The sequence below is a fragment of the Streptomyces sp. NPDC007872 genome, from assembly GCF_042868165.1.
Lineage (GTDB): Bacteria > Actinomycetota > Actinomycetes > Streptomycetales > Streptomycetaceae > Streptomyces.
Window position 1 is genome coordinate 24286 of record NZ_JBIAEA010000015.1, and the last position, 21016, is coordinate 45301.

Sequence of the window (21016 nt, forward strand, 5' to 3'; positions counted from 1 at the left end):
TGACTCCCCGTCATCCCTTCGCCGCGAGGCAGAGGAGGCTCTCGTCGGTGCCGACGAGGAGGGAGCCCGAGCCGGTGACGGCGACGGCGCGGACCGGGGGGCCCGGGCGGAAGGAGAGCTTCGGTCCGCCCTCCGGCCGGTGGAGTTCGACGAGCCCGTCGGCCCAGGCCGCGGCGACCAGGGGGCCGTGCGGGGTCTCCGCGGCGTGCAGGGAGACCACCGGCGGGCGGCGTTCGGCGAGCGGCTCGGGGACCGGGTCGCGGCCCGGGGTCCACAGCCGTACGGTCCCGTCGGCGCCGCCGGAGCAGACGAAGGGGGTCGCGGACTCCACCGCCGCGACCGCCGTGACCCGGCCGCTGTGGGAGGCCGCCTGGTGGAGGCCGGTGAGGCCGAAGGCGTGCACGGACCCGAGCCGGTCCCCCACCACCACCGAACCGGCGATCGCCGCGAGGGCGGTGCCGGGGTGACGGGCGAGGGTCGCGGAGACCGCATCGGTGAGGCGTTCCAGGTACGGGGGCCGGGGGGCCGTTCCCCGTACGGTGTGCAGCCGGCCCCGGTCGTCCAGGAGCAGCACCGTGCCGTCCGGGGCGGGCGCGAGGGCCGCGATCCGGCCGGGCACGGCGTGCGCCAGGCGTCCGGCGGAGCTCGCGTCGGCCTCGTGCAGCAGGCGTACGGTGCCGGTGCGGTCGCCCACGAGCAGGGTGCCCTCCAGGGGGCCGCCCGCCGAGCCGAGGACGGTGGCGGGTCCCGGCCAGGGCGGGGTCAGGTCGCCGCGGTGGCGGGCCCAGCGGAGCCGCCAGGGCGCGGCGGCCGCGAGGTCGGCGAGGGCGGGGCGCAGCCGGGGGTCGGCCCCGTCGCCGAGCGCGGCGAGCAGCACCAGGGCCCGTTCCGCCGGGGGCTGGGCGCGGCAGAGCGACTGCCCGGCCCGCATCCAGGCGGTGCGCAGGCCGCCGTGGTCGTCGGCGACGGTCTCGCCGGGGCGCCCCGACGGCTCGGGCCCGTCGAGGGTGCCGGGGACCCCGGCCGGGGCGGACCCGGTGACGTACGCCGTGGTGACGAGCAGCGGGTCGGCGGCGCAGACGGCCGCGGGGTCGGAGAGGTCCGGGAGCGGCCGGGCGGGCTCCCCGGCCGGGTCGAGGGGGCCGGGGCCGCCGTCGAGGTCGACGACGGCGACCCGGCGGTCGGCGCGCAGGGCGGCGAGGGCGGGGGTGTCGTCGCGGGCCTCGACCACGAGCCGGACCCGGCCCACCCCCGCGAGGTCCGTGACCAGTCGGGCGAGCGCGTCGGGTTCGGCGGCGGCGTGGAGGTCCGTGAGGAGGAGGACGGCCCGGCCGGCGGGGCGCGCCTCGCCGGTGGCGAGGGCGTCGACGAGGTCGCCCGGGGTGCCGGCCACCACGCCGAGGCGGTCGGCGACGGTCCAGGCCGCGCCGAGGACGCACTGCCCGGCCAGCGGGACGAGGACCCGGGCGGGCCGGCGGCGGGTGCGGCCGGAGCGCGGGCCGTGCGCGGCGAGCCAGCCGAGCAGCGCCGTCTTGCCGCTGCCGGGGGCGCCGGTGACCAGACAGAGCCGGGGCGCGTCGGGGTCGGTGAGCCAGCCGAGCAGGGCCGCGGCCCCCGGCTCCGTACCGGTGGCGGGCCGGCGTCCGTCCCAGGCCGGGGACGGGGTCGCGGACGGCATGGGGACACCTCACGGACGGCACGGTGCGAGCGGCTGACGCCCCCGACCTTAGTCGTCCCGGGCGCTCAGCACTCCGATCCGGTGAAGTGCTCCCGTACGAGGGCCCGGACGACCGTCAGGTCCTGGGCGATCAGGGCGTCGAGCAGGGCGGTGTGCTCGGCGGCGTCGGCGACGAGGACGCCGTGGCGGAGGGCGGGGGCGCTGATCAGGGGCCACTGGGAGCGGCGGTGGAGGTCGTCGGCGACGGCGAGCAGTTGCCGGTTCCCGGCGAGGGAGAGGACGGCCCGGTGGAAGGCGCGGTCGGCCTCGGCGTAGTGGGCGCGGTCGCCCCGGGCCGCGGCCGTCGCGGTGGCCTCGGCCAGCGGGCGCAGCTCGGCCCAGCGGGCGGCCGGGACGGTGCGGGCGAGCCGCAGCATGACGGGGACCTCGACGAGCGCGCGGATCTCGGCCAGCTCGGCCAGCTCGCGGGGGGTGCGCTCGGTGACGCGGAAGCCGCGGTTCGGCACGACCTCGACGGCGCCCTCGACGGCCAGGCGCTGCATGGCCTCGCGGACGGGGGTGGCGGAGACGCCGAAGCGCCCGGCGAGCGCGGGCGCGGAGTACACCTCGCCGGGGACGAGCTCGCCGCCGACGAGGGCGGTGCGGAGCGCTTCGAGGACCTGCCCGCGCACGGAGTGCCGCCGCACGGGCCGGGGCCCGCGTCCGACCGGCTCGTCGTGGGGGTGCTCGTCCCGTGCGTACGGGACTCCGGGGGCCGGGGCCGCGTCCCGGTCGCCGCTCTCCGGCTCCGGAATCCGGGCCTGGCCCGGTACGCGGGCGGCCCGCGGGCCCCCGGAACCGGCCGGATCCGCCGGTTCCCCGTGCGCGGGACCGGCGGAGGGCGGGGGCGCGGACGGGGTGTCCGTCGTCCGCTCGCGCGCTGCGCCCTGCTCCACCCGGGTCCTCCTGCGGCCTCGTGCCGGGCCCGGCTCGCGTCGCGCGGGTCCTCTGTGCACCATAGGCGAACGGACCGGCGTCAGGGGTGTGAGGGACGCCTCGCAGGTCGGAGCGGTGCGCTGGTGGTGAGACACCCGATCGAATCGGGTAAGGTAAGCCTTACCTGCCAACGATCGCGATTCGGTGGTCCGCATGACCGTCCCCGCCCTGTTGCCCGCCTCGCCCGTCGCGGCCTCCTACGCCCGCCTCGCCGAGGTCTTCTCGTACCTGCGCATAGAGGAACACGCCCCCGGCGAGCTCCTGCCGCGAGGCGAGGGGTGGGTCGGCGGGGACGCGCTCGCGGCCGGCGGCCCCGAGCTCGACGCCTTCCTGGTCTGGGACGACGAGCAGGTGCTGCGCGACTACGGCACCCGGGCCCGCCCCGACGTCGTCGCGAGCATGGGACTGCACCGCTACGCCTGGCCCGCCTGCCTCCTGGTCACCGTCCCCTGGTTCCTGCACCGCCGGGTCCCCCGCCTGCCCGCCCGGAACGTGTCCTTCCAGCGCACCCTCGGCCGCATGGCGGTCCGGATCGAGGAGTTCGCCTGCCTGCCGGGCGACCCCGCCGCGGCCCTGCCCGGCGCCCGGGTCGTCGCCGACGAGGAGGCGCTGCGGGCCGAGGTGCGCTCCTCGCTCGCCGAGCACTTCGAGGCGATCCTCGACGGCTTCGGCTCCCGGATGCGGCGCGGCCGCCGGGCCCTGTGGGGGATGGCGACGGACGAGATCGTCGAGGGCCTCTGGTACGTCGGCACCCTCCTCGGCGAGGAGCGGCGGGCGAGGGAGGAGCTGGAGCTCCTGATGCCGGGCACCGCCAAGCCGTACAAGCCGTACGCGGGCTCCGCGGGCTTCCGGGAGCTGCCCGGCGCCGAGGGGCCGGACAGCGCCCCGCTCACCACCCGGGACCGGGCCACCTGCTGCTTCTTCTACACGGTGCGCCCCGAGGACACCTGCGTCACCTGCCCCCGCACCTGTGACGCCGACCGGGTCCGCAAGCTGACCGCGGCCGCCTGAGGCGCCGACGGCCGCACGACGATTACGCCACCCGGAAGGGTGGCGTCAATCGAACGCAACCCTCCTCCCCTGCAAGGGCGTTCGACCAGATCGCCCCCATTCGCATGGCCCGGCACCCCGATGGCGTGCTCTTGCTCCGAAACGCCGTGGGCTCCGCGCGGGGTCGGTCAGTATGGGCGACCGAACGCCCTACCGCGATGCAAGGGACACCGCATGAGACTGACCGACATATCGCTGGACTGGCTGCTCCCGGGCGGCGTGATGGTCGCCGGAGTCCTGACGGCGGTGGCGGTGCTCGCGCGCGGGAAGCGCGCCGGTGACCAGGCCGCGGCCGACGACTCCTGGGAACGCAGCGAGGAGCGCCGCCGGCGCAAGGAGGCCGTCTACGGGTTCGCCTCGTACGGCCTGCTCTTCTGCTGCGCGGCCGTCGCGGCCGCGCTCTCCTTCCACGGCCTGGTGGGCTTCGGCCGCCAGAACCTCAGCCTCTCCGGGGGCTGGGAGTACCTCGTGCCCTTCGGCCTCGACGGCGCCGCCATGTTCTGCTCGGTCCTCGCCGTCCGCGAGGCCAGCCACGGCGACGCGGCCCTCGGCTCGCGCCTGCTCGTCTGGCTGTTCGCGGGCGCGGCGGCCTGGTTCAACTGGGTGCACGCGCCCCGGGGCTTCGGCCACGACGGGGCCCCGCACTTCTTCGCGGGCATGTCCCTCTCGGCGGCGGTCCTCTTCGACCGGGCGCTGAAGCAGACCCGCCGGGCCGCGCTGCGCGAGCAGGGCCTCGTGCCCCGCCCGCTGCCGCAGATCCGGATCGTCCGCTGGCTGAGGGCGCCCCGGGAGACCTTCGCGGCCTGGTCCCTGATGCTCCTGGAGGGCGTGCGGACCCTGGACGAGGCGGTCGACGAGGTGCGGGAGGACCGCAGGGAGAAGGAGCAGAACCGGATCCGCAGGCGGGACCAGGTGAAGCTGGACCGGGCCCGGCTCAAGGCGATCAACCGTCAGCACCGCGCCTTCGGGCTCGGCCGCGGCGGCGGCCGCCAGGTCGAGATGGCGGCGCTGAACGCCACGGCCGCCCCGGGCTCGGCGCCCGCCCAGGTCTCCGGGTCGGGCTCCACGACGGGCGCCGTCCAGGCACCCGTCGTGGAGCCCGCCATAGCGGATCCCGGACAACTGCCGCTCCGCCCCCGGCCGTCCCTGCAAGCCGTGAAGGGCGATGAGCCCCGGACGGGAGACTCCGGGACGGGAGACTCCCGGACCGTGGACCTCACCGCCGAGGACGACACCCAGGCGCTGCCCCGTCTCGACTCCCTGGAGCGCAAGCTCAAGGACCTGGAGCAGCAGTTCGGCTGAGCGGTGCCGCATCACGCGGCACGGAAGCGCATCGTACGGAAGCACGGAGAACGGCGGGGTCGCCCCTCAGGCGGCCCCGCCGTTCAGTTCGAACCACACCACCTTGCCCACTCCCTGGTCCTCGACCCCCCAGGAGTCGGCCAGGGCCTGGACGAGGACGAGTCCCCGGCCGTTCGTGCCCTCGTCGGGGGGCGGCGCGTCCGGCGCCTTCAGGCCGGGGACGAAGTCGCGGACCTCGACCCGTAACTGCTCGGGGACGACCGTCGCGGTCACGACGGCCCCGTGGCCGGTATGGACCAGGGCGTTGGTCACCAGCTCGCTGGTGAGGAGTTCGGCCACGTCGGAGGCGCCAGGACCGCCCCACTTCCGCAGCAGTTCCCGCAGGGCGTGCCGCACCTCCGGCACCGCGGTGAGATCCGCGCCCCCCACCTTCCTGAGCAGCAGAGTCGGCTGTCGTGCCTCCCCGGTCATGTCCCCCCACCCGTGGTCGCGTCGAACAGGCTCACGGGGATGAATGCCCCACAGGACCGTCGGCACACATGGGTCGTGGCGGAGGGTCAGGGCCTGGGCACGTTCCGCAGGTTGGAGCGGGCCATCTGGAGCATCCTGCCCACGCCCCCGTCCAGGACCATCTTGCTCGCCGAGAGCGCGAAGCCGGTCACCATGTCCGCCTTGATCTTCGGCGGGATGGAGAGCGCGTTGGGGTCGGTGACGACGTCCACCAGGGCCGGGCCCTTGTGCCTGAAGGCGTCCTTGAGGGCGCCCGCGAGCTGCTTGGGCTTCTCGACCCGGACGCCGTGGGCCCCGGCGGCGCGGGCGATGGCGGCGAAGTCCGGGTTCTTGTTCGTCGTCCCGTAGGAGGGCAGGCCGGCGACCATCATCTCCAGCTCGACCATGCCGAGCGAGGAGTTGTTGAACACCACGACCTTCACGGGCAGGTCGTACTGGACCAGGGTGAGGAAGTCGCCCATGAGCATGGAGAACCCGCCGTCGCCGGAGAGCGTGACGACCTGGCGGTTCGGGTCGGTGAACTGGGCGCCGATCGCCTGCGGGAGCGCGTTCGCCATCGAGCCGTGGCTGAACGAGCCGATGATCCTGCGCCGTCCGTTGGGCGTGAGGTAGCGGGCCGCCCAGACGTTGCACATGCCGGTGTCGACGGTGAAGACGGCGTCGTCGTCCGCGAGTTCGTCGAGGACGGAGGCCACGTACTCGGGGTGGATGGGGACGTGCTTCTCGACCTTGCGGGTGTAGGCCTTGACGACCCCTTCGAGGGCGTCGGCGTGCTTCTTGAGCATCTTGTCGAGGAAGCGGCGGTCCTTCTTGGCCCGGACCCGGGGGGTCACGCAGCGCAGGGTCTCCCGGACGTCGCCCCAGACGGCCAGGTCGAGCCGGGAGCGGCGCCCGAGGTGCTCGGCCCGGACGTCCACCTGGACGATCTTCACGTCGTCGGGCAGGAAGGCGTTGTACGGGAAGTCGGTGCCGAGCAGGATCAGGAGGTCGCACTCGTGGGTGGCCTCGTAGGCGGCGCCGTACCCGAGCAGACCGCTCATGCCGACGTCGTACGGGTTGTCGTACTGGATCCACTCCTTGCCCCGCAGGGCGTGGCCGACCGGCGCCTTGATCCGCTCGGCGAACCGCATCACCTCGGCGTGGGCCCCGGCGGTGCCGCTGCCGCAGAAGAGCGTCACCCGGTCGGCGTCGTCGATCATCCGGACCAGGGCGTCGACCTCGGCGTCCCCGGGGCGGACGGTGGGCCGGGTGGTGACGAGCGCGGACTCCACCGCCTTCTCGGGGGCCGGCTCGTCGGCGATGTCGCCGGGCAGCGAGACGACGCTGACGCCGCCGCGGCCGACGGCGTGCTGGATCGCCGTGTGGAGCAGCCGGGGCATCTGCTTCGGGCTGGAGATGAGCTCGCTGTAGTGGCTGCACTCGCGGAACAACTGGTCGGGGTGGGTCTCCTGGAAGTAGGAGAGGCCGATCTCGCTGGACGGGATCTGCGAGGCGAGGGCGAGGACCGGGGCCATGGAGCGGTGGGCGTCGTACAGGCCGTTGATGAGGTGCAGGTTGCCCGGTCCGCAGGAGCCGGCGCAGGCGGCGAGGCCGCCGGTGATCTGGGCCTCGGCGCCCGCGGCGAAGGCGGCGGTCTCCTCGTGCCGGACGTGGATCCAGTCGATCCCCTTGGTGCGGCGGATCGCGTCGACGACCGGGTTCAGACTGTCGCCGACCACGCCGTAGAGGCGTTTCACGCCCGCGCGTACGAGGATGTCGACGAACTGTTCAGCGACGTTCTGTTTGGCCATGGCTCCATCAACACACGGCCCGGCGGATCACGCCTCCCAGACGGCCACCCCCGTACGGTCATCGGCGTAACCGGTCACCCTCACCTGGGTGTCGGCGAGGAAGGCGGCGAGGCCGGGCGGCTCCGCGCCGGCCCAGCGGTCGGCGAGCTCGCGGGCGAGGCCCGGTTCTCCGCGCATCGGCTCGGCGAGGCCGGGCGAGGCGAGCAGCAGGGTGTCACCGGGACGGGCGACGGAGGCCCGGAAGCGGAACGGCTCGGCGGGCGGCGGGACGGGCTCCTCGATCAGCGGTCCGGGCGCGGTGGTGATGCCGAGGTCCATGGTGAGCCGGTCCTCCTCCTCGGTCGCCTCCGGGACGGACGGGGCGGGCGGCGGGGAGCCGAAGCCGACGACGGGGGCGCCGACGGCGGCCCGCTCGGGAAGCAGGGGTTCGATGTCCTGCCAGGCGCCGTCGCGGAGCCGGAAGAGACCGCCGCCGCCGACGCCGAAGAAGACCCGGGTGCGGCACTCGGGGTCGGCGGGCAGGAGGAGGCAGCGGAGGGAGGCGGTGTACTCGTCGGGGGCGAGGCCCCGCTCGGCGGCGCGGGCGCGCAGCTTGCCGTACGTGCGGTCGGTGAGCCGGTGCAGTCCGGACTTGAGGTCGCCGCGGCGGCCGGACCTGATGTCCTCGGAGAGCCGGGTGTGGCTGCGGCAGACGGCCTCCGCGATCCACCGGCAGGCGTCGGCGGCGGCGAGGTGGGCGTCCTCGGCGGCGCGTGATCCGGCGGCGACGGCGACGAGGACGAGCGCGGCCTCGTCGTGGCCGAAGCGGGCGGTCAGGAGGGCGTCGCGGCGGGGCTCGCCCCGGAAGCGGGCCGAGTCGCCGCGCACGGAGGCGGCGCGCAGCGTGCAGGTGCCGTAGCGGGCGCCGTCCAGGACGGTGTCCGCGACCACGTCGGCGAGTTCGCCGGGGCGGGCGACGGGCAGGGCGGTGGGCTCGGGCTCGTAGGTGGGCGGCCTGCTGCCGACGAATCCGGTACGGGGCCGGGGCACGGGGAGGGCGACCTGGACGGTCGGGGCGTGGCCGGTACGGGCCGGGGGCTGCTCCCGCTCCTCTTCCTCCTCCGGCTCCCGCTTCTTCTCCGGCTCCTGGTCCCTCTCCGGTCCCTGTCCCTTCTCCGGCTCCTGTTCCGGATCCGGCGGGCCCGGAGGCGCCGGCACCTGGACGGTGGGGGCCTCGGCCGGCGGGGCGGGGAAGGTGCGCGGCCCCGCCTCGGCGGCCTCCCAGGGGGCCCGCCCGGGAACGGGTGGCACGGGAGCGGGCGGCACGGGGGCCGCGACCGGTGCGGGTGGTGCGGTCGGTACCGGTGGTGCGGGTGGTGCGGGCGGTGCGGGCGGCGGGCCTGGGGTCGTGTCGGGAGCGGTGCTCCTCGAAGCCGGTGCCGGTGCCTCGGCCCGGGGGTCCGGGCCCGTCGGGCGGGTCGGGCTCTTCGTGTCGGGCGGCGGGTCCGTCGTGGCGCGGGCCGCCGTGTCGAAGCGGTCGTCGAGCGTGTCACCCGAGGCCGTCGGGCCCGTGTCCGGCGCCGACTCGTCGTAGAGCTTGTCCCACCAGCTTTCCCCCTGCTGCGTCATGCCCTTATTGTCCACCGCGCGAGGGGCCCGAAAACGGCACATCGGGAAAAGCGTTGCGGCGAATGGGTGGTCCGCCGGGCGACCCCACCCCCCACGGGAAGGACGCCCGGCGGACCGGCGTGGTCAGCGCACGTCGTAAGCGCGGACCACGGTCTGGGTGACGGAGTCGCCCCTGGCGTCCGTCAGTTCGGTCTTCAGGGTGACCTGCTCGCCGGTCGCGCCCGTGTGGTTCACGGTCGCGGTCCAGCGGCCGCCCTGCTGGGAGACCCGCGCTTCGGTCCAGGTCGTACCGCCGTCGTAGGAGTACGAGAGCCTGGCCGAGGTGAGCGCCGCGGGGGTGTGGCCCGCGTGTCCCGTCACGGTGAGGCCGATGTGCCGGCCGTCGGTCGCGGCGGGGGTCTTGAGGCCGTCCTCCGGAAGGTCGTACCGGGGGAAGGAATCGGGATGCCCTGAGAATAGACGTTCTCGTCAAGCTTGGAGGTGAATTCCCCCACCGAGTTGACGGAAGTGGAGCGGGCCCACACCTTGCCGCCGATCTTCATGGTGTTCTGTTCGAGCCTGTACGTCCCGGCTTCGACCGGTACCTCGAAGACGCCGGACGGCCGACCGGTCTCGCCGAGGAGTTCGGCGTTCCGGCGGAGGCCGAGAGCGCCGATGCCGCCGAAGGAGGCGGGCTCGGCGTGGTGGGTGTCGTCCCCCCCACGCGGTCGCCGCCCCCGGGGCCGTACGCGACATCGGACGGATCGCCCTCCCTCTCTGATTCCGGGCAGGGCGGTGCGAGTCGCCCGTTCCCGGAGGCTGTCGGTGCTGCGGTGGCGCCACATTGGCAGAGGTGAGGGCGGTACGGGGATGATGAGCCCGGCGGGAATACGCCGTGGCCGTTTCCCGCCAGGTCACCAACGGAACGAAGGCCTCCGGTGAGCGCCCCCGGCAGACGCGGGACGCCCGGTGGAGGTGGGGCGAGGGGTGGGGCATCCATGCTGGGAGCGATAGGACTCGACGAGCGCCAGGAATCGGCGTACCGCGCTCTGGTCTCGCTGGGCGCGGCCGAGGTCGCGGACCTCGCCCACCGGCTCGCCCTGCCCGAGCGGGAGACCGAGCGGGCCCTGCGCCGCCTGGAGTCGCAGGGGCTGGCCGCCCAGTCCTCGGCCCGCACCGGGCGGTGGGTGGCGGCCCCGCCCGGGGTGGCGCTCGGCGCGCTGCTCACCCAGCAGCGCCACGAGCTGGAGCAGGCCGAGCTGGCGGCGGCGCTGCTCGCCGAGGAGTACCGGGCGGAGGCGGCGGAGGCGGCCGTGCACGACCTGGTGGAGGTGGTGACCGGGGCGAGCGCGGTGACCCACCGCTTCCTCCAGCTCCAACTGGGCGCGACGGAGGAGGTCTGCGCGCTGGTGACGGGCAAGCCGATCGCGGTCTCCGGTCTGGAGAACGACGCGGAGGAGCAGGCGGCCGGGCGCGGGGTGCGCTACCGGGTGGTGATCGAGCGCGAGGTGCTCTCCCTGCCGTCGGGGCTCCTGGAGCTGTCGGCGGCGCTCGGCCGCGAGGAGCGCATCCGGGTCGCGGACCGGGTCCCCACGAAGCTGGTCGTCGCCGACCGGACGCTGGCGATGGTGCCGCTGACCGGGCGGGGCGCGGAGCCGGCGGCGATCGTGGTGCACGCGAGCGGGCTCCTCGAATCGCTGATGGGGCTCTTCGAGTCGGTGTGGCGGGACGCGCTGCCGCTGCGGCTCGGGGCGGGCGCGCAGATCACCGAGGACGAGGCGGCGGGCCCGGACGCGGTGGACCTGGAGATCCTCTCCCTGCTGCTCGCCGGGATGACGGACGCGAGCGTGGCGAAGCAGTTGGACCTGGGGCTGCGGACGGTGCAGCGGCGGGTGAAGGGGCTGATGGAGCTGTCGGGGGTCTCGACCCGGCTGCAGTTGGGCTGGCACGCGTACGAGAAGGGGTGGGTCGCGCGCGGCTGAGGACGGGGCCGTGAAAGACGGCGCGCGGCTGGGGACGGGGGCGGTGAAGGACGGGTCGCGCGCGGTCGGGGACGGGGGCTGTGAAAGGGTGGGCGGCCGGTTCCGGACGTGTCCTCGTCCGCGCATCCCCGTCCGCGTCCAGCTCCAGGAGTACCCCCATGAACGGAAGGCGCCGTCGCGCCCTGCTCGCCGCCGTCCACCCCCTGCTCGAACCCGGGGAGCGGGTCGAGGTGACGGCCGTCGTGAACCTGAGCAGCGTCTCCGTGAAGCGGACGGCGGTGTTCGCCGTGGCGTCCGCGATCGCGTCCGGCGGAGCGATGGCGGTGGTGCCGACGCCGACGCCGATGTACCTGACGATGACCGACCGGCGGATCCTCGTGCACCGGGCGGACCCGGTCTTCGCCAAGCCGGTGGAGCACACCCTGACGCTTCCGCGCACGGGCCTGGTCCGCACGGAGGTCGTCGAGCGGTTCGTCAACTCGTCCTTCGTCGTCTCCCCGGCGGAGGGCGGGGCGGGCCTGAAGATCGTCTTCCCGCTGCTCGGCCGCAAGGAGCGCGACCTGGTGGCCGCCGCGCTGCCCGTCGCGGGCTGAGGCGGCCGGACGCGAGGCGGGCGCCCTTTCCGGGTCCCGCCCGCTCCTTACCCCGTCCGCTTCCCACGCCACCCGCTCCTTCCCCGTCCGCCCGCCGCGACCTGCGGGAATCCCCGGGGTCGTGCACGCTGGGCAGCGTGGGTGTGTGGCAGCTCCTGATGGTCGCGACGGTGATGCTGCTCGGTCTGTTCGGGGTCCTGACGCCCGGCGTGCCGGGAACGTGGCTGGTGTGGGCCGCGATGCTCTGGTGGTCGCTGCACGAGCGGACGGAGCTCGCCTGGATCCTGCTCGCCTCCTCGACCGGCCTGCTGCTCCTCACCCAGGTGGTCGTGTGGCAGTTGCCCGCCCGCCGGTTCCGGGGGGTCGGCATCACCCGCCGGATGGTGACGTACGCCGGGGCGGGCGCGCTCCTGGGCTTCGTCCTGGTCCCGGTGGTGGGCTCGGTCCCCGGCTTCGTCGGCGGGATCTACCTCGCGGAGCGGCTCCGCCTCGGCGGCCACGGGCAGGCGCGGGCGGCGACCCGGGCGGTGATGCGGGCGGCCGGCACGAGCGTGCTCGTCGAGCTGTTCGCCTGTCTGCTGATCGTGGGGGCGTGGGCGGGGGCGGTGTTCGGCGGCTGAGGCCGCGGGTCCTGGTCCCGGAGACGGAGGCGGCGTCCGCCCCGACGCCGATCCGCCGGGCGGAGATCGGCGCGATCCTGGACGCATGAGGGATTTCGAGGGTTTCAGCGAGACGGAATGGGCCTATCTCACGGAGGACCGGGCCCGGCTCGGCCGGATGGCGACCGTCGACCCGTCCGGGCAGCCGCAGGCCAACCCGGTGGGGTTCTTCCCGAGGGAGGACGGCACCGTCCTGGTCGGCGGGTTCGCGATGGGCCGTACGAAGAAGTGGCGCAACCTGCGGGAGAACCCGAAGGTGGCCCTGGTCGTGGACGACGTGGTGAGCGTCCGTCCGTGGCGGGTGCGGGGCGTGGAGATCCGCGGCGAGGCGGAACTCCTGGTGGGCCCGCACGACCTGGGGCCGCACTTCAGCGAGGAGGTCGTCCGGATCCGTCCGCGCCGGATCCACAGTTGGGGTCTCGACGGCTCCCGGGGAGCGGGCTCCTGAGGCCCACCCGGAAGGGTCACCCGGAGCGGGGCCCCGGGGCGGCCGGGGCCGTGAGGTAGCGGACGGCGTACGAGCGCCAGGGCCGCCACTCCTCCCCCGGCGGGTCATCCGGCAGGGCCACGTCGGGGTCCCCGAGGGCCCGCATCCGGATGAGGGCGGCGGCCCCGGGGGTCACGCCGGGGACGGCGAGCAGCGCGCGCTCGGCCTCGTCGCGGTCGGCGCCGGGGTCGAGGCGTACGGCTCCGTCGGCGAGCGCGCGGGCCAGCGGACCGGCGACGGGGTGACCGGTCAGGTCCCGGGGCGCGGGGAAGAGGCGGTCGAGGCCGCCGCAGGCGGTGGCCAGGGGGGTGCCGTGCTCCTCGACGGCGCGGGCGGACCCCTCGGCGCCGAGGAGGGTCCGCAGCGCGAACTCCTCGGGGTCGGCCGTGCCCGGGGAGCGCACGCCCGGCCGGGCGGCCACCTCGGCGGCGAGCGCGGGGGCGGCTCCGAGGCGTTCGGCGACGGCGTACGGGTCGGCGTCCAGGTCGAAGAGGCGGCGGAGACGGTGCACGGCGGTGGTCAGGTCGCGCAGCTCGGTGAGGTGGATGCGGGCGTCCAGCCAGCGTCCGGCGGAGCGCTCGTCGACGGAGACGATCCCGGTGCCGTACGGGAGGCGGAGGGTGCGCCGGTAGGTGCGGGCGCCGGGGGCACCGGCGACCTCCTCGACGCGGGGCACGGCCTCGGCGGCGAGCAGGTCGAAGACCTCGCCGGCCGCGTACGGCCCCCGGTGGGCGAGCCGCAGCGGCACTCCGGCGGCGAGGGCGGTACGGGCCCCCGCGCCGGTGCCGGCCTCGGCACGCAGGGCGGTGGGGGTGCGGGCGTAGACGGCGCGGATCGTGTCGTTGAACTGGCGGACGCTGGCGAAGCCGGCCGCGAAGGCGATCTCGGTGACGGGGAGCCCGGTGGTCTGGAGGAGCAGCCGGGCGGTGTGGGCGCGCTGGGCGCGGGCGAGGGCGACGGGTCCGGCGCCGAGCTCGGCGGTGAGCTGGCGCTGGACCTGCCGGGTGCTGTAGCCGAGGCGTCCGGCGAGGCCGGGGACGCCCTCGCGGTCGACGACGCCGTCCCCGATCATGCGCACGGCGCGCCCGACGACGTCGGCCCGCGCGTTCCACTCGGCGGAGCCGGGCACGGCGTCCGGGCGGCAGCGGCGGCAGGCCCGGAAGCCGTGGCCCTGGGCGGCGGCGGCCGTCGGGAAGAAGGCGACGTTCCGCCGCTTGGGGGTGACGGCGGGGCAGCTCGGGCGGCAGTAGATGCCGGTGGTCCGGACGGCGAAGAAGAACTCTCCGTCGAACCGCGCGTCCCTGCTGCTGACCGCCTCGTAGCGGGTGTCGTCGTCCTTCACGGTCTCCAGTGTGCGGCGGCGGACGGCCCGGGGCTCGCGGTTTTCGGACACCGCGCTCCCCGGGGCCGTACGCCCCCGCCCGTACGGGCTACCGCAGACGTCCGTTGCGCTTGAACTCGACGGCGGCGCGGCCGGCGGCCATCGTGCGCTTCCAGTCCCTGCGGATCTCGCCGCGCAGACGGGCGTCGGTCTTGGCCACGAGCCGCTGGTTCTCGCGCATGAGCTTGCGGAAGCTCTCCAGGCGGCGCACGGACAGGGTGCCGTCCTCGATGGCGGCGGCCACCGCGCAGCCCGGCTCCGCCTCGTGGGCGCAGTCGTGGAAGCGGCAGTCCCGGGCCAGCTCCTCGATCTCCGAGAAGACCTGGCCGACGCCGGCCTCGGCGTCCCAGAGCCCGACGCCGCGCAGGCCGGGGGTGTCGATGAGGACGCCCCCGCCCGGCAGGACGAAGAGGTTGCGGGTGGTGGTGGTGTGGCGGCCCTTGCCGTCGACGTCACGGGCGGCCTGGACGGACATGACGTCGTGGCCGACGAGCGCGTTGGCGAGGGTGGACTTGCCGGCGCCGGAGACGCCGAGCAGCACGGTCGTGCCGCCCGCGATCACCGCGGAGAGCACGTCGAGCCCCTCGCCGGTGGTCGAGCTGAGGGGCAGCACCTGCACGCCGGGGGCGACGGTCTCGACGTCCTCGACGAGGTAGGAGAGCCCGACGGGGTCGGGGACGAGGTCGGCCTTGCTGAGGACGACGGTCGGCTGGGCGCCGGACTCCCAGGCCAGGGCGAGGAAGCGTTCGATCCGGCCAAGGTCGAGCTCGACGGCGAGCGAGACGGCGATGACGGCGTGGTCGACGTTGGCGGCGAGGATCTGCCCCTCGGACCGCTTGGAGGAGGTGGAGCGCGCGAAGGCGGTACGGCGCGGCAGGCACGCCCGCACGTACCGGGGGTCACTGGCGCCCTCGGGGTCGACGGCGGCCCAGTCACCGGTGCAGACGACCCGGAGCGGGTCGTGCGGGGTCACGAACGCCGTGTCGGCACGGACGGTCCCGTCGGCGGTGGCGACGTCGCACTGCCCCCGGTCGACCCGGACGACCCGCCCGGGAACGAGTCCTTGGGCGGCGTACGGCGCGAAGGCGGCGGCCCAGCCGGAGTCCCAGCCGTGGGCGTCGAGCGGGGAGGGGGAACCGGGGGAAAGCGAGGAAGACAAGGGGAACCCTTCGAAGGGCGGCCCCGGCAGCGCGCTCCGAGCGCGCGGATCGAGTGGGTGTCAGCCGGAGGCCACGGAGGTGGGAACGATGAACTCCTGAATGCGGGCAGAGCCCGTCACCGTGACAGTCATCAATGTCCTCACCTCCTGCTTCCTATCAACGAACCAACACCATGTCCTCGGCAACGACACAGCCGCGCCTTGGAACGAGCAGAACCATAGCCCCATCCCAAGACACGGCACCACCGATTAAATTCGGGGCTTCACCTGGACGACCCCAACAGCCGGCGGACCAGCATCGTGCCGCGAGTCGTGGAGCGTCCTGAGCGAGGAGTTACGGAGCCTTTTCCAACCTCACGCTGACGCGTGGTGAAGGACGAGGACGGCCTGGACGATCGCTGTGATGCGGTTGGTGCTGCAGCGGAGCTTCCGTAGGAGACGTCAGCCCTTCAGGGTGGCCATGGCCTGTTCACCGAGGCAGCGGATCTTGGCGTGTGTGCTGTTGTGGCGGCGCTGCCACCGCTTGAGGCGACGGCCACGAAAGGGCACCCGGATGGGTCCGTCGGCGCCCTGATATGCCTTGTCTGCCCAGCACTTGAGGTCGGCCTTGGCGAGCACGTCGACGATGCCGTGGGTGCGGGCGGCGGTCAGGTCGTGGGTGGAGCCGGGCAGCGCGGGCGAGACCCACAACAGTCGACCGAAGGGGTCGGTGAGGACCTGTACGTTCATGCCGTGGCGCTTGTGTTTGCCCGAGTAATACGGGGTATCAGCAGCGATCCGGTCGATCGGCAGCAGAGTGCCGTCGAGGATCACGAACGCCTTGGTCCGAACGACGTGCATCACCTCGGCCAGGGTGGGCGCGAGGCCGGCCAGCACCTCGACGGCCTCGCGTATGTAGCGGTATGCGGTCGCGATGCCGATACCGAACCCGGAGGCGAGTTGGGTGTAGGTGTCACCACAGCGCAGATGGGCCAGGGCGAGCAGAGCCTGACGGCCGGCGGTCAGACTCCGCCACCGGGTCCCGATCTCCCTTCGCCGGGCGGCGAGTCGCCAGGTCAGGTACCGCAGGGTGTGACGGGACAGATCGATCGACGACGGGTAGACAAGCACACGAAGCTCCTGGTGGCTGCGGGCGACCTTGGTCGATAACCCGTCTATGAGGAGTTTCGTCGTTCCGCAGTTTCCTTCAGCACGTGTGACTGAGCGCTTCAGTTGGCCGGTTGAGCGTTGACCGGGCAGGTGCGCCGTCTCCCGTGCGGGCGTCGTCCCCGTTCTACTCCGCCGGCTCGCACCAGGCGGCGACGAGATCCTGGAAGCGCGAGAAACGGGTGCCAGGAACGGTCTCACCACTGAACGTCTCGCCGTTGAGCCAGCAGATGTCGAAGATGTCGGTCTCGGTGTCGAGGAGGCAGCACACACCACCGGTGGTGGCGGTGAGGTCGGTGAACACCTTCCTGACGCTCGCGGATTGCACGAACATCCGGCTCATGCTTGAGGTAGCGGCTGTGAACTGCAGTGACGCAAAGTTCGGGTGCCATGCGGGGGAGAACCTGACCGTCAGGTAGATGTACCCGACCGGCACTCGTCCCTGCTCGTCGACCCTATCGGAATCGCGGAGGAACTCGTGCACCGCGTCGTCGGCGCCGACGACGATCGAGGTGTCCAGTTCGAGCGAGCCGCCTGCCGAACAGTCGACCGGTTCGCTCTTGAACTTCGAGGTGAACGGCACGATCAACTGCTCTCCGCCCGGCAGGGTCACCGGAAGCGGTGGCGTCTCGCGGCCTTGGGGGGCGAGTTCGGCCAGCCGGGTCAGTGCCCTCGCAACGTTCCAAGGGGGCATGAAGATCTCATAGCTGTAGTCCAGCCCCATACCGCCTCCCCAGTCCTGAACCGTCATCCTGTCATGATCGGGATCGATCGCCCAGTCGATTCCAACGTGGCTGGCTTCGTCCGGACGCAGTCGGCAACGAAGCGCTCGGTTACAACGCGCGGCCACCGCCGTCAGGTTGGAAATGGCTCAGTGAGACCGTTACGATCCCTCACACCCACGACAGTGCGCTCCACTCAAGAAAACCAGGTCGACCCGCGACAACACGCCGCCCCACCACAGTCTCTCACTGCGCCGTCACGAAACCGAGAGATCGCAGCCTGGCGCTACCTGCCGCCGTCGTTCGACATCTCCCGGAAATTGCAAACCGACCCGGACATGAATCCGGGCCGGTTGCCTTATTAAGGCTGACGCACAAGAAGACAGTCGCACGAGAGGCTGCTACAGGCTATACAACCGACTGCCAGTTGACACAGCCAGGCAGCTCGCCATCTGAGAAGACGAATTCCTTGACTGCATCCCGAATGGAAGTTACGGGAATCTCCGCGTCTTCGGGAAAGAATGCTTCATGCCCAGCTACATGATAGAATAGCTCGTCGCCGCTCCCTCTATCACCTACGGTCGCAAAATCGCGGTCGCCGTAGCTGAAGGTGATGGCTCCCATTTGTTTATCGGGATTAACGCCAACGATGAATTGATGATCTGGGTCTCCAGACGGGAGCATCTGGCGCTTCAGAGACCGAAACATTGCCGCCGAATGGTATTCCTTCTCGGACGAAAGAAGGAAGTCGATCACTCGGTCCACGTCTTCGGGCCCTGCGATTTCCTGCCAAGCGGACGCGTGTTCCGAATTGTAGTAAGCCTCGACTTTCACTTCCATCTCAGCCCGCCTTTGGGTATTGCTCTGAGTGCCAGATACCATCATTGCCCTTCCAGTGCTCCCTTAGAGTGCCTACTCCTTGCAGAAGCCTGCTGAGGATATCATCACATCCAAGCTTTTCCGCGCACGACCCTTCTGGTTTGTTGATGACCAGATCTGCGTCAGTGACTCGAGGCTTCGCCTTGGCCATGATGGCGACAAACTTAGCTCCAGTGTGATATCGAGCGTAAACTTTATAACTGAGACCAGTTTTTTACCCAGTCGATCAATTCTGCGTCGCGCTTCTGCATTCCGCTTATGAGTTCATCCTGATCCCATTTTCGCCCATCACCGGACCGTGCCCGCCCCAAGGTTTTACCGGTGAAGGGACCCAGAGCTTCAAGCTCCGCGTCACGATCACAGAAAATCGGCGGGAATTTGTCGGAGGCCGGTTGCACCGCCTGCGCGGCATAGCTGACTTGACTGGCAACTGACCGGCGAGGGAGGGTTGGGCAGTTCGGAGGGTCTAGTTTTCCGTCCCTGCTCTTCCTGTACTTATTTGCGATCTCCTCAATTTTATCGCCAGCTTTTTTGAGGAGTTTGAGCTCACCTACAGGAAGAAGCCCGACAAGCGCCATGGCGCAGTCACTGGTTGCAGGGTCCTGGGCACACTTGAGTGCGTCCGGCCCTCCGCTTGCTTCTCAGAGGAGCGGGCCTAGAATTTCATAGAACTTTCCTATCTCTCGGTTCTGCGCGTCGACCTTGTCGCAGTCTTCCCACTTATATGTGCGCGGAACGAGCATTACGCACTTGTCATTGTCTCGTTTCCCTTGGCCCTTGCTCTCCTGCTCTCGCTTCTTTCTTTCTTCCTCAGCCTTCTCGAGTTCTTCGGCTATCTCCTTTTCCAGCTTGGATGCGACTTGCTCCCAAGCGGTGGAGGCCATCTCTTTTGCGTCTTCGGCGTTCTGGCCGGCTTGAACGGCGGAGGCTTTAGCGGCATCGCCTGCGGCAGCAGCCGAGTTGCGTGCGTAGGCTGCGGAAACCTCGGCCTGGTTGGCAGAGGCTTTTGCGGCGTCTGCGTCCTGGTCGGCGCGGTTGGCGGCGTCGCGTGCAGTGGCGGCTGACTGCTTGGCCTGGGTGGCACTGTTTTCCGCTGAGTCGGCCGCCTTATCGGCTTCGGCTGCATGGACTGCTGCTTGGTCTGCCGAAGCTTTTGCGTTGTTCGAGGCGTTCGTCGCCTCGGTGGAGGCGTTATTGGCGCGAGCGGCTGCTTCAGCGGCGAGCCAGCGGTTCTTGTTCGCGTTTGCCGCGATCAGTGAGCCTCTTTCATCCTGTGCTGGAGGGTGAAATGGGCAGGTCAGCGGGGGTGGTGACGAGGCAGGGCCCCTGGTCGTTGGCGTGGTGATTCCACTCATCACACCGGCAACCGAAGGGGCCCTGTTGGTTTCGTATCCTGCCATGCTCGACGTTCCTCATGAGCTCGTCGAGCATGTCACCTGGCTGCTGCGCGAACACCGCCAAGCCCGCAACACACACTGGCGCAAACTCGGCTGCTTCAAGCAGGCGTTGCTCACGCTGGTGCACCTGCGTAAGAACGAGACGTTCTCGCAGCTCGGGGCCGGTTTCGGGATATCCCAGGCCACCGCCTGGCGGTACGTCGGCGAGACCTTGGACGTGCTGGCGGGCTGGGCGCCGGGCCTCCACGAAGCGCTCACCGGTCTCGGTGAGGGCGATCACGTCATCGTTGACGGCACGCTGATCCCGATCGACCGGATCGGCGCGGACGAGCCGTACTACTCGATGAAGCATCGCAAGCACGGGATGAACGTGCAGGTCATTGCCCACCCCGACGGCACACCGCTCTGGTTCTCCCGCGCGACACCCGGCCGGACCCACGACCTGACCGCGGCCCGGGCCCACGGCATCGTCCAGGCCTGCCTTACCCGGCAGATCCTCGTCCTCGCCGACCGCGCCGACCAGGGCGCCGGCGCCACTTTCCGCACCCCGTACTACCACCACCGCGAACAGCCAGAGCACTACCAACAGTTCAACCGAGACCACGCTCGGCTCCGAGCCCCGGCGAACGCGCTTTCGCCCAGCTGAGGTCCTGGCGACTGCTCCGCCGGGCCAGATGCTCCACCCGACGCACCAGCACCATCGTCCAAGCCGCCCACACGTTGCTGACCTGCAACTATTCAGGATAAAAGAGGCTCACGGAGAGACGTACCTCAGTCGAGATTGGTGGGATTGATTACCCATGGAAGCGGATGCTTTGAGTCCGGCGGAAATCGAGATGGATTCGTTCCTATCGTCGTGGTTCAGACCGGCCAAATCGAGCACGAAGGGAATCGACCTTGAGTTTGACTGGATCCCGGCCGGGCTGAAAAAGTGGTATGAAATCACTTCCCGGTGGGAAATTCCGGTCGAGGGAGTGAAGCGGCTAATCCCTCCTTCCGAGATTTTGGAAGAAGAAGGAAAGTTCATCTTCCTAATGGATCAGGGCGGATGGGCATGGTCTTTCGACTTGACCGAGCCATCCTTCATCTTTGAAGCGAAGGATGACGAGCCGTGGCGGCGACTTGACGCGGATTGGGATGAGATGCTTCTTTGGCACTCATTCAGTGAAGCGGTCGAGTATGCTCCATTCGTACAGTGGTCGTCAAACGCTTCCGCCGAAGCCGTAAATGAGACCCTCTCGAATTTTCGAAAGGTTTCATTCACGGGTTCGATGTGGCCTTCTCCCGGATGGTCCTTCTACATCGCAGACGGAATGGTCGCGGATGCGGGTCCTAGCAAGTGGACTCCGGATTCGTTTTCGATTACCGTGGGTGCTAGTTCGAGGGAATCAATCACTTCCCTCAACTCGCTGACTGGTATCGAATGGCTAGTTCGACAGAAGTAGGAATTAGTCTCCATTGCAGTCATCCTTGACGGTCGCCTGATGATTCTTCCTCAGGCGACCGACAAGGAACCTTTCCGTCTCGCCCCTGAAAGGCTATAAGGCCTAGCCATCTGGGACGGTGACGTGGCAGAGCCCCCGGTCGTGGGGGGGGGGGGGGGGAGACGCCCCCCCCCCCCCCCCCCCGGGGGGGGTGTTGTGGTTCGCGGGCGCCTCGCGCGGCAGGAACACCAAGGTCTCTCACGGTGTATGGTCATGAAACACCCAGACCACCCGC

The 21016-nt window shown here is 71.3% G+C and carries 19 protein-coding genes and 2 pseudogenes; 8 read left to right on the forward strand and 13 right to left on the reverse strand.

Annotated elements, in window-relative coordinates:
• Positions 1-10 precede the first annotated feature (10 nt).
• Entirely contained in the window at positions 11-1678 is a 1668-nt protein-coding gene (locus ACFYNX_RS33095; protein WP_388667162.1) for a WD40 repeat domain-containing protein, read from the reverse strand.
• 65 nt (positions 1679-1743) lie between these two features.
• Positions 1744-2613 carry a GntR family transcriptional regulator gene (locus tag ACFYNX_RS33100; RefSeq protein WP_388667165.1) on the reverse strand — a complete coding sequence of 290 codons (870 nt, stop codon included), beginning with the start codon at positions 2611-2613 and terminating at the stop codon, positions 1744-1746.
• A 193-nt stretch (positions 2614-2806) separates the two neighbouring features.
• Between ACFYNX_RS33100 and ACFYNX_RS33105 the strand changes: the two genes are divergently transcribed.
• Complete coding sequence (locus tag ACFYNX_RS33105; protein ID WP_388667167.1) at positions 2807-3664, forward strand: (2Fe-2S)-binding protein; 858 nt, start codon at positions 2807-2809, stop codon at positions 3662-3664.
• A gap of 213 nt (positions 3665-3877) precedes the next feature.
• Positions 3878-5005 carry a DUF2637 domain-containing protein gene (locus tag ACFYNX_RS33110; protein ID WP_365541566.1) on the forward strand — a complete coding sequence of 376 codons (1128 nt, stop codon included), beginning with the start codon at positions 3878-3880 and terminating at the stop codon, positions 5003-5005.
• 66 nt (positions 5006-5071) lie between these two features.
• On the opposite strand, the gene ACFYNX_RS33115 is transcribed toward ACFYNX_RS33110, so the two are convergent.
• From ACFYNX_RS33115 to ACFYNX_RS33130, 4 genes are all read right to left on the reverse strand, one after another.
• Positions 5072-5476 (reverse strand): ATP-binding protein, encoded by a 405-nt coding sequence (locus ACFYNX_RS33115; protein WP_365541568.1) that lies wholly within the window; start codon positions 5474-5476, stop codon positions 5072-5074.
• An 86-nt stretch (positions 5477-5562) separates the two neighbouring features.
• The gene (locus ACFYNX_RS33120) at positions 5563-7305 is read right to left on the reverse strand and encodes a pyruvate dehydrogenase (RefSeq protein ID WP_365541569.1); all 1743 of its coding nucleotides are present in this window, start codon (positions 7303-7305) and stop codon (positions 5563-5565) included.
• A gap of 27 nt (positions 7306-7332) precedes the next feature.
• The gene (locus tag ACFYNX_RS33125) at positions 7333-8913 is read right to left on the reverse strand and encodes a protein phosphatase 2C domain-containing protein (protein ID WP_388667172.1); all 1581 of its coding nucleotides are present in this window, start codon (positions 8911-8913) and stop codon (positions 7333-7335) included.
• 123 nt (positions 8914-9036) lie between these two features.
• The gene (locus tag ACFYNX_RS33130; protein ID WP_365541571.1) at positions 9037-9273 is read right to left on the reverse strand and encodes a hypothetical protein; all 237 of its coding nucleotides are present in this window, start codon (positions 9271-9273) and stop codon (positions 9037-9039) included.
• Positions 9274-9890: 617 nt separating this feature from the next.
• On the opposite strand from ACFYNX_RS33130, the gene ACFYNX_RS33135 reads away from it, so the two are divergent.
• From ACFYNX_RS33135 to ACFYNX_RS33150, 4 genes are all read left to right on the forward strand, one after another.
• Positions 9891-10874 (forward strand): helix-turn-helix domain-containing protein, encoded by a 984-nt coding sequence (locus tag ACFYNX_RS33135; protein ID WP_388667175.1) that lies wholly within the window; start codon positions 9891-9893, stop codon positions 10872-10874.
• Positions 10875-11032: 158 nt separating this feature from the next.
• The gene (locus ACFYNX_RS33140; protein ID WP_365541575.1) at positions 11033-11467 is read left to right on the forward strand and encodes a hypothetical protein; all 435 of its coding nucleotides are present in this window, start codon (positions 11033-11035) and stop codon (positions 11465-11467) included.
• Positions 11468-11604: 137 nt separating this feature from the next.
• Positions 11605-12087, forward strand: a complete 483-nt coding sequence (locus tag ACFYNX_RS33145) for a DUF456 domain-containing protein (RefSeq protein WP_388667178.1) — start codon at positions 11605-11607, stop codon at positions 12085-12087.
• An 85-nt stretch (positions 12088-12172) separates the two neighbouring features.
• Positions 12173-12574 carry a PPOX class F420-dependent oxidoreductase gene (locus ACFYNX_RS33150; protein ID WP_365541578.1) on the forward strand — a complete coding sequence of 134 codons (402 nt, stop codon included), beginning with the start codon at positions 12173-12175 and terminating at the stop codon, positions 12572-12574.
• Positions 12575-12590: 16 nt separating this feature from the next.
• Here the strand turns inward: ACFYNX_RS33150 and ACFYNX_RS33155 are convergent, their stop codons facing one another.
• The 7 genes and pseudogenes from ACFYNX_RS33155 to ACFYNX_RS33185 all read right to left on the reverse strand — a co-directional run bounded on the left by ACFYNX_RS33155 (position 12591) and on the right by ACFYNX_RS33185 (position 19300).
• Positions 12591-14006, reverse strand: a complete 1416-nt coding sequence (locus tag ACFYNX_RS33155) for an AlkA N-terminal domain-containing protein (protein ID WP_388667182.1) — start codon at positions 14004-14006, stop codon at positions 12591-12593.
• A 37-nt stretch (positions 14007-14043) separates the two neighbouring features.
• Positions 14044-15153 carry a ribosome small subunit-dependent GTPase A gene (rsgA, locus tag ACFYNX_RS33160; RefSeq protein ID WP_388667185.1) on the reverse strand — a complete coding sequence of 370 codons (1110 nt, stop codon included), beginning with the start codon at positions 15151-15153 and terminating at the stop codon, positions 14044-14046.
• 354 nt (positions 15154-15507) lie between these two features.
• Positions 15508-16263 (reverse strand): annotated as a pseudogene (locus ACFYNX_RS33165) (transposase family protein).
• 163 nt (positions 16264-16426) lie between these two features.
• Positions 16427-17050 carry a hypothetical protein gene (locus ACFYNX_RS33170; RefSeq protein ID WP_388667188.1) on the reverse strand — a complete coding sequence of 208 codons (624 nt, stop codon included), beginning with the start codon at positions 17048-17050 and terminating at the stop codon, positions 16427-16429.
• A 379-nt stretch (positions 17051-17429) separates the two neighbouring features.
• Positions 17430-17861 (reverse strand): Imm1 family immunity protein, encoded by a 432-nt coding sequence (locus ACFYNX_RS33175; protein WP_388667191.1) that lies wholly within the window; start codon positions 17859-17861, stop codon positions 17430-17432.
• A gap of 233 nt (positions 17862-18094) precedes the next feature.
• Positions 18095-18478: a hypothetical protein gene (locus ACFYNX_RS33180; protein WP_388667194.1), complete on the reverse strand. Its 384-nt coding sequence runs from the start codon at positions 18476-18478 to the stop codon at positions 18095-18097.
• 63 nt (positions 18479-18541) lie between these two features.
• A complete protein-coding gene (locus tag ACFYNX_RS33185) occupies positions 18542-19300 on the reverse strand; it encodes a hypothetical protein (protein ID WP_388667207.1) in 759 nt (252 codons plus the stop codon).
• Here ACFYNX_RS33185 and ACFYNX_RS33190 point away from each other — a divergent pair.
• Both ACFYNX_RS33190 and ACFYNX_RS33195 read left to right on the forward strand, forming a co-directional pair.
• Positions 19239-20044, forward strand: a pseudogene (locus tag ACFYNX_RS33190) (transposase family protein). The gene ACFYNX_RS33185 and the pseudogene ACFYNX_RS33190 overlap by 62 nt on opposite strands.
• Positions 20045-20097: 53 nt before the next feature.
• Positions 20098-20742 carry a hypothetical protein gene (locus ACFYNX_RS33195; protein ID WP_388667196.1) on the forward strand — a complete coding sequence of 215 codons (645 nt, stop codon included), beginning with the start codon at positions 20098-20100 and terminating at the stop codon, positions 20740-20742.
• Positions 20743-21016: the final 274 nt, after the last annotated feature.

Coding starts and splice junctions, on each gene's coding strand:
- ACFYNX_RS33195 (WP_388667196.1), top strand. CDS start 20,098: ATGGAAGCGGATGCTTTGAGTCCGGCGGAAATCGAGATGGATTCGTTC.
- ACFYNX_RS33150 (WP_365541578.1), top strand. CDS start 12,173: ATGAGGGATTTCGAGGGTTTCAGCGAGACGGAATGGGCCTATCTCACG.
- ACFYNX_RS33180 (WP_388667194.1), bottom strand. CDS start 18,478: ATGGCGCTTGTCGGGCTTCTTCCTGTAGGTGAGCTCAAACTCCTCAAA.
- ACFYNX_RS33110 (WP_365541566.1), top strand. CDS start 3,878: ATGAGACTGACCGACATATCGCTGGACTGGCTGCTCCCGGGCGGCGTG.
- ACFYNX_RS33175 (WP_388667191.1), bottom strand. CDS start 17,861: ATGGAAGTGAAAGTCGAGGCTTACTACAATTCGGAACACGCGTCCGCT.
- ACFYNX_RS33120 (WP_365541569.1), bottom strand. CDS start 7,305: ATGGCCAAACAGAACGTCGCTGAACAGTTCGTCGACATCCTCGTACGC.
- ACFYNX_RS33140 (WP_365541575.1), top strand. CDS start 11,033: ATGAACGGAAGGCGCCGTCGCGCCCTGCTCGCCGCCGTCCACCCCCTG.
- ACFYNX_RS33125 (WP_388667172.1), bottom strand. CDS start 8,913: ATGACGCAGCAGGGGGAAAGCTGGTGGGACAAGCTCTACGACGAGTCG.
- ACFYNX_RS33135 (WP_388667175.1), top strand. CDS start 9,891: ATGCTGGGAGCGATAGGACTCGACGAGCGCCAGGAATCGGCGTACCGC.
- ACFYNX_RS33115 (WP_365541568.1), bottom strand. CDS start 5,476: ATGACCGGGGAGGCACGACAGCCGACTCTGCTGCTCAGGAAGGTGGGG.
- ACFYNX_RS33095 (WP_388667162.1), bottom strand. CDS start 1,678: ATGCCGTCCGCGACCCCGTCCCCGGCCTGGGACGGACGCCGGCCCGCC.
- ACFYNX_RS33185 (WP_388667207.1), bottom strand. CDS start 19,300: ATGGCAGGATACGAAACCAACAGGGCCCCTTCGGTTGCCGGTGTGATG.
- ACFYNX_RS33170 (WP_388667188.1), bottom strand. CDS start 17,050: ATGACGGTTCAGGACTGGGGAGGCGGTATGGGGCTGGACTACAGCTAT.
- ACFYNX_RS33105 (WP_388667167.1), top strand. CDS start 2,807: ATGACCGTCCCCGCCCTGTTGCCCGCCTCGCCCGTCGCGGCCTCCTAC.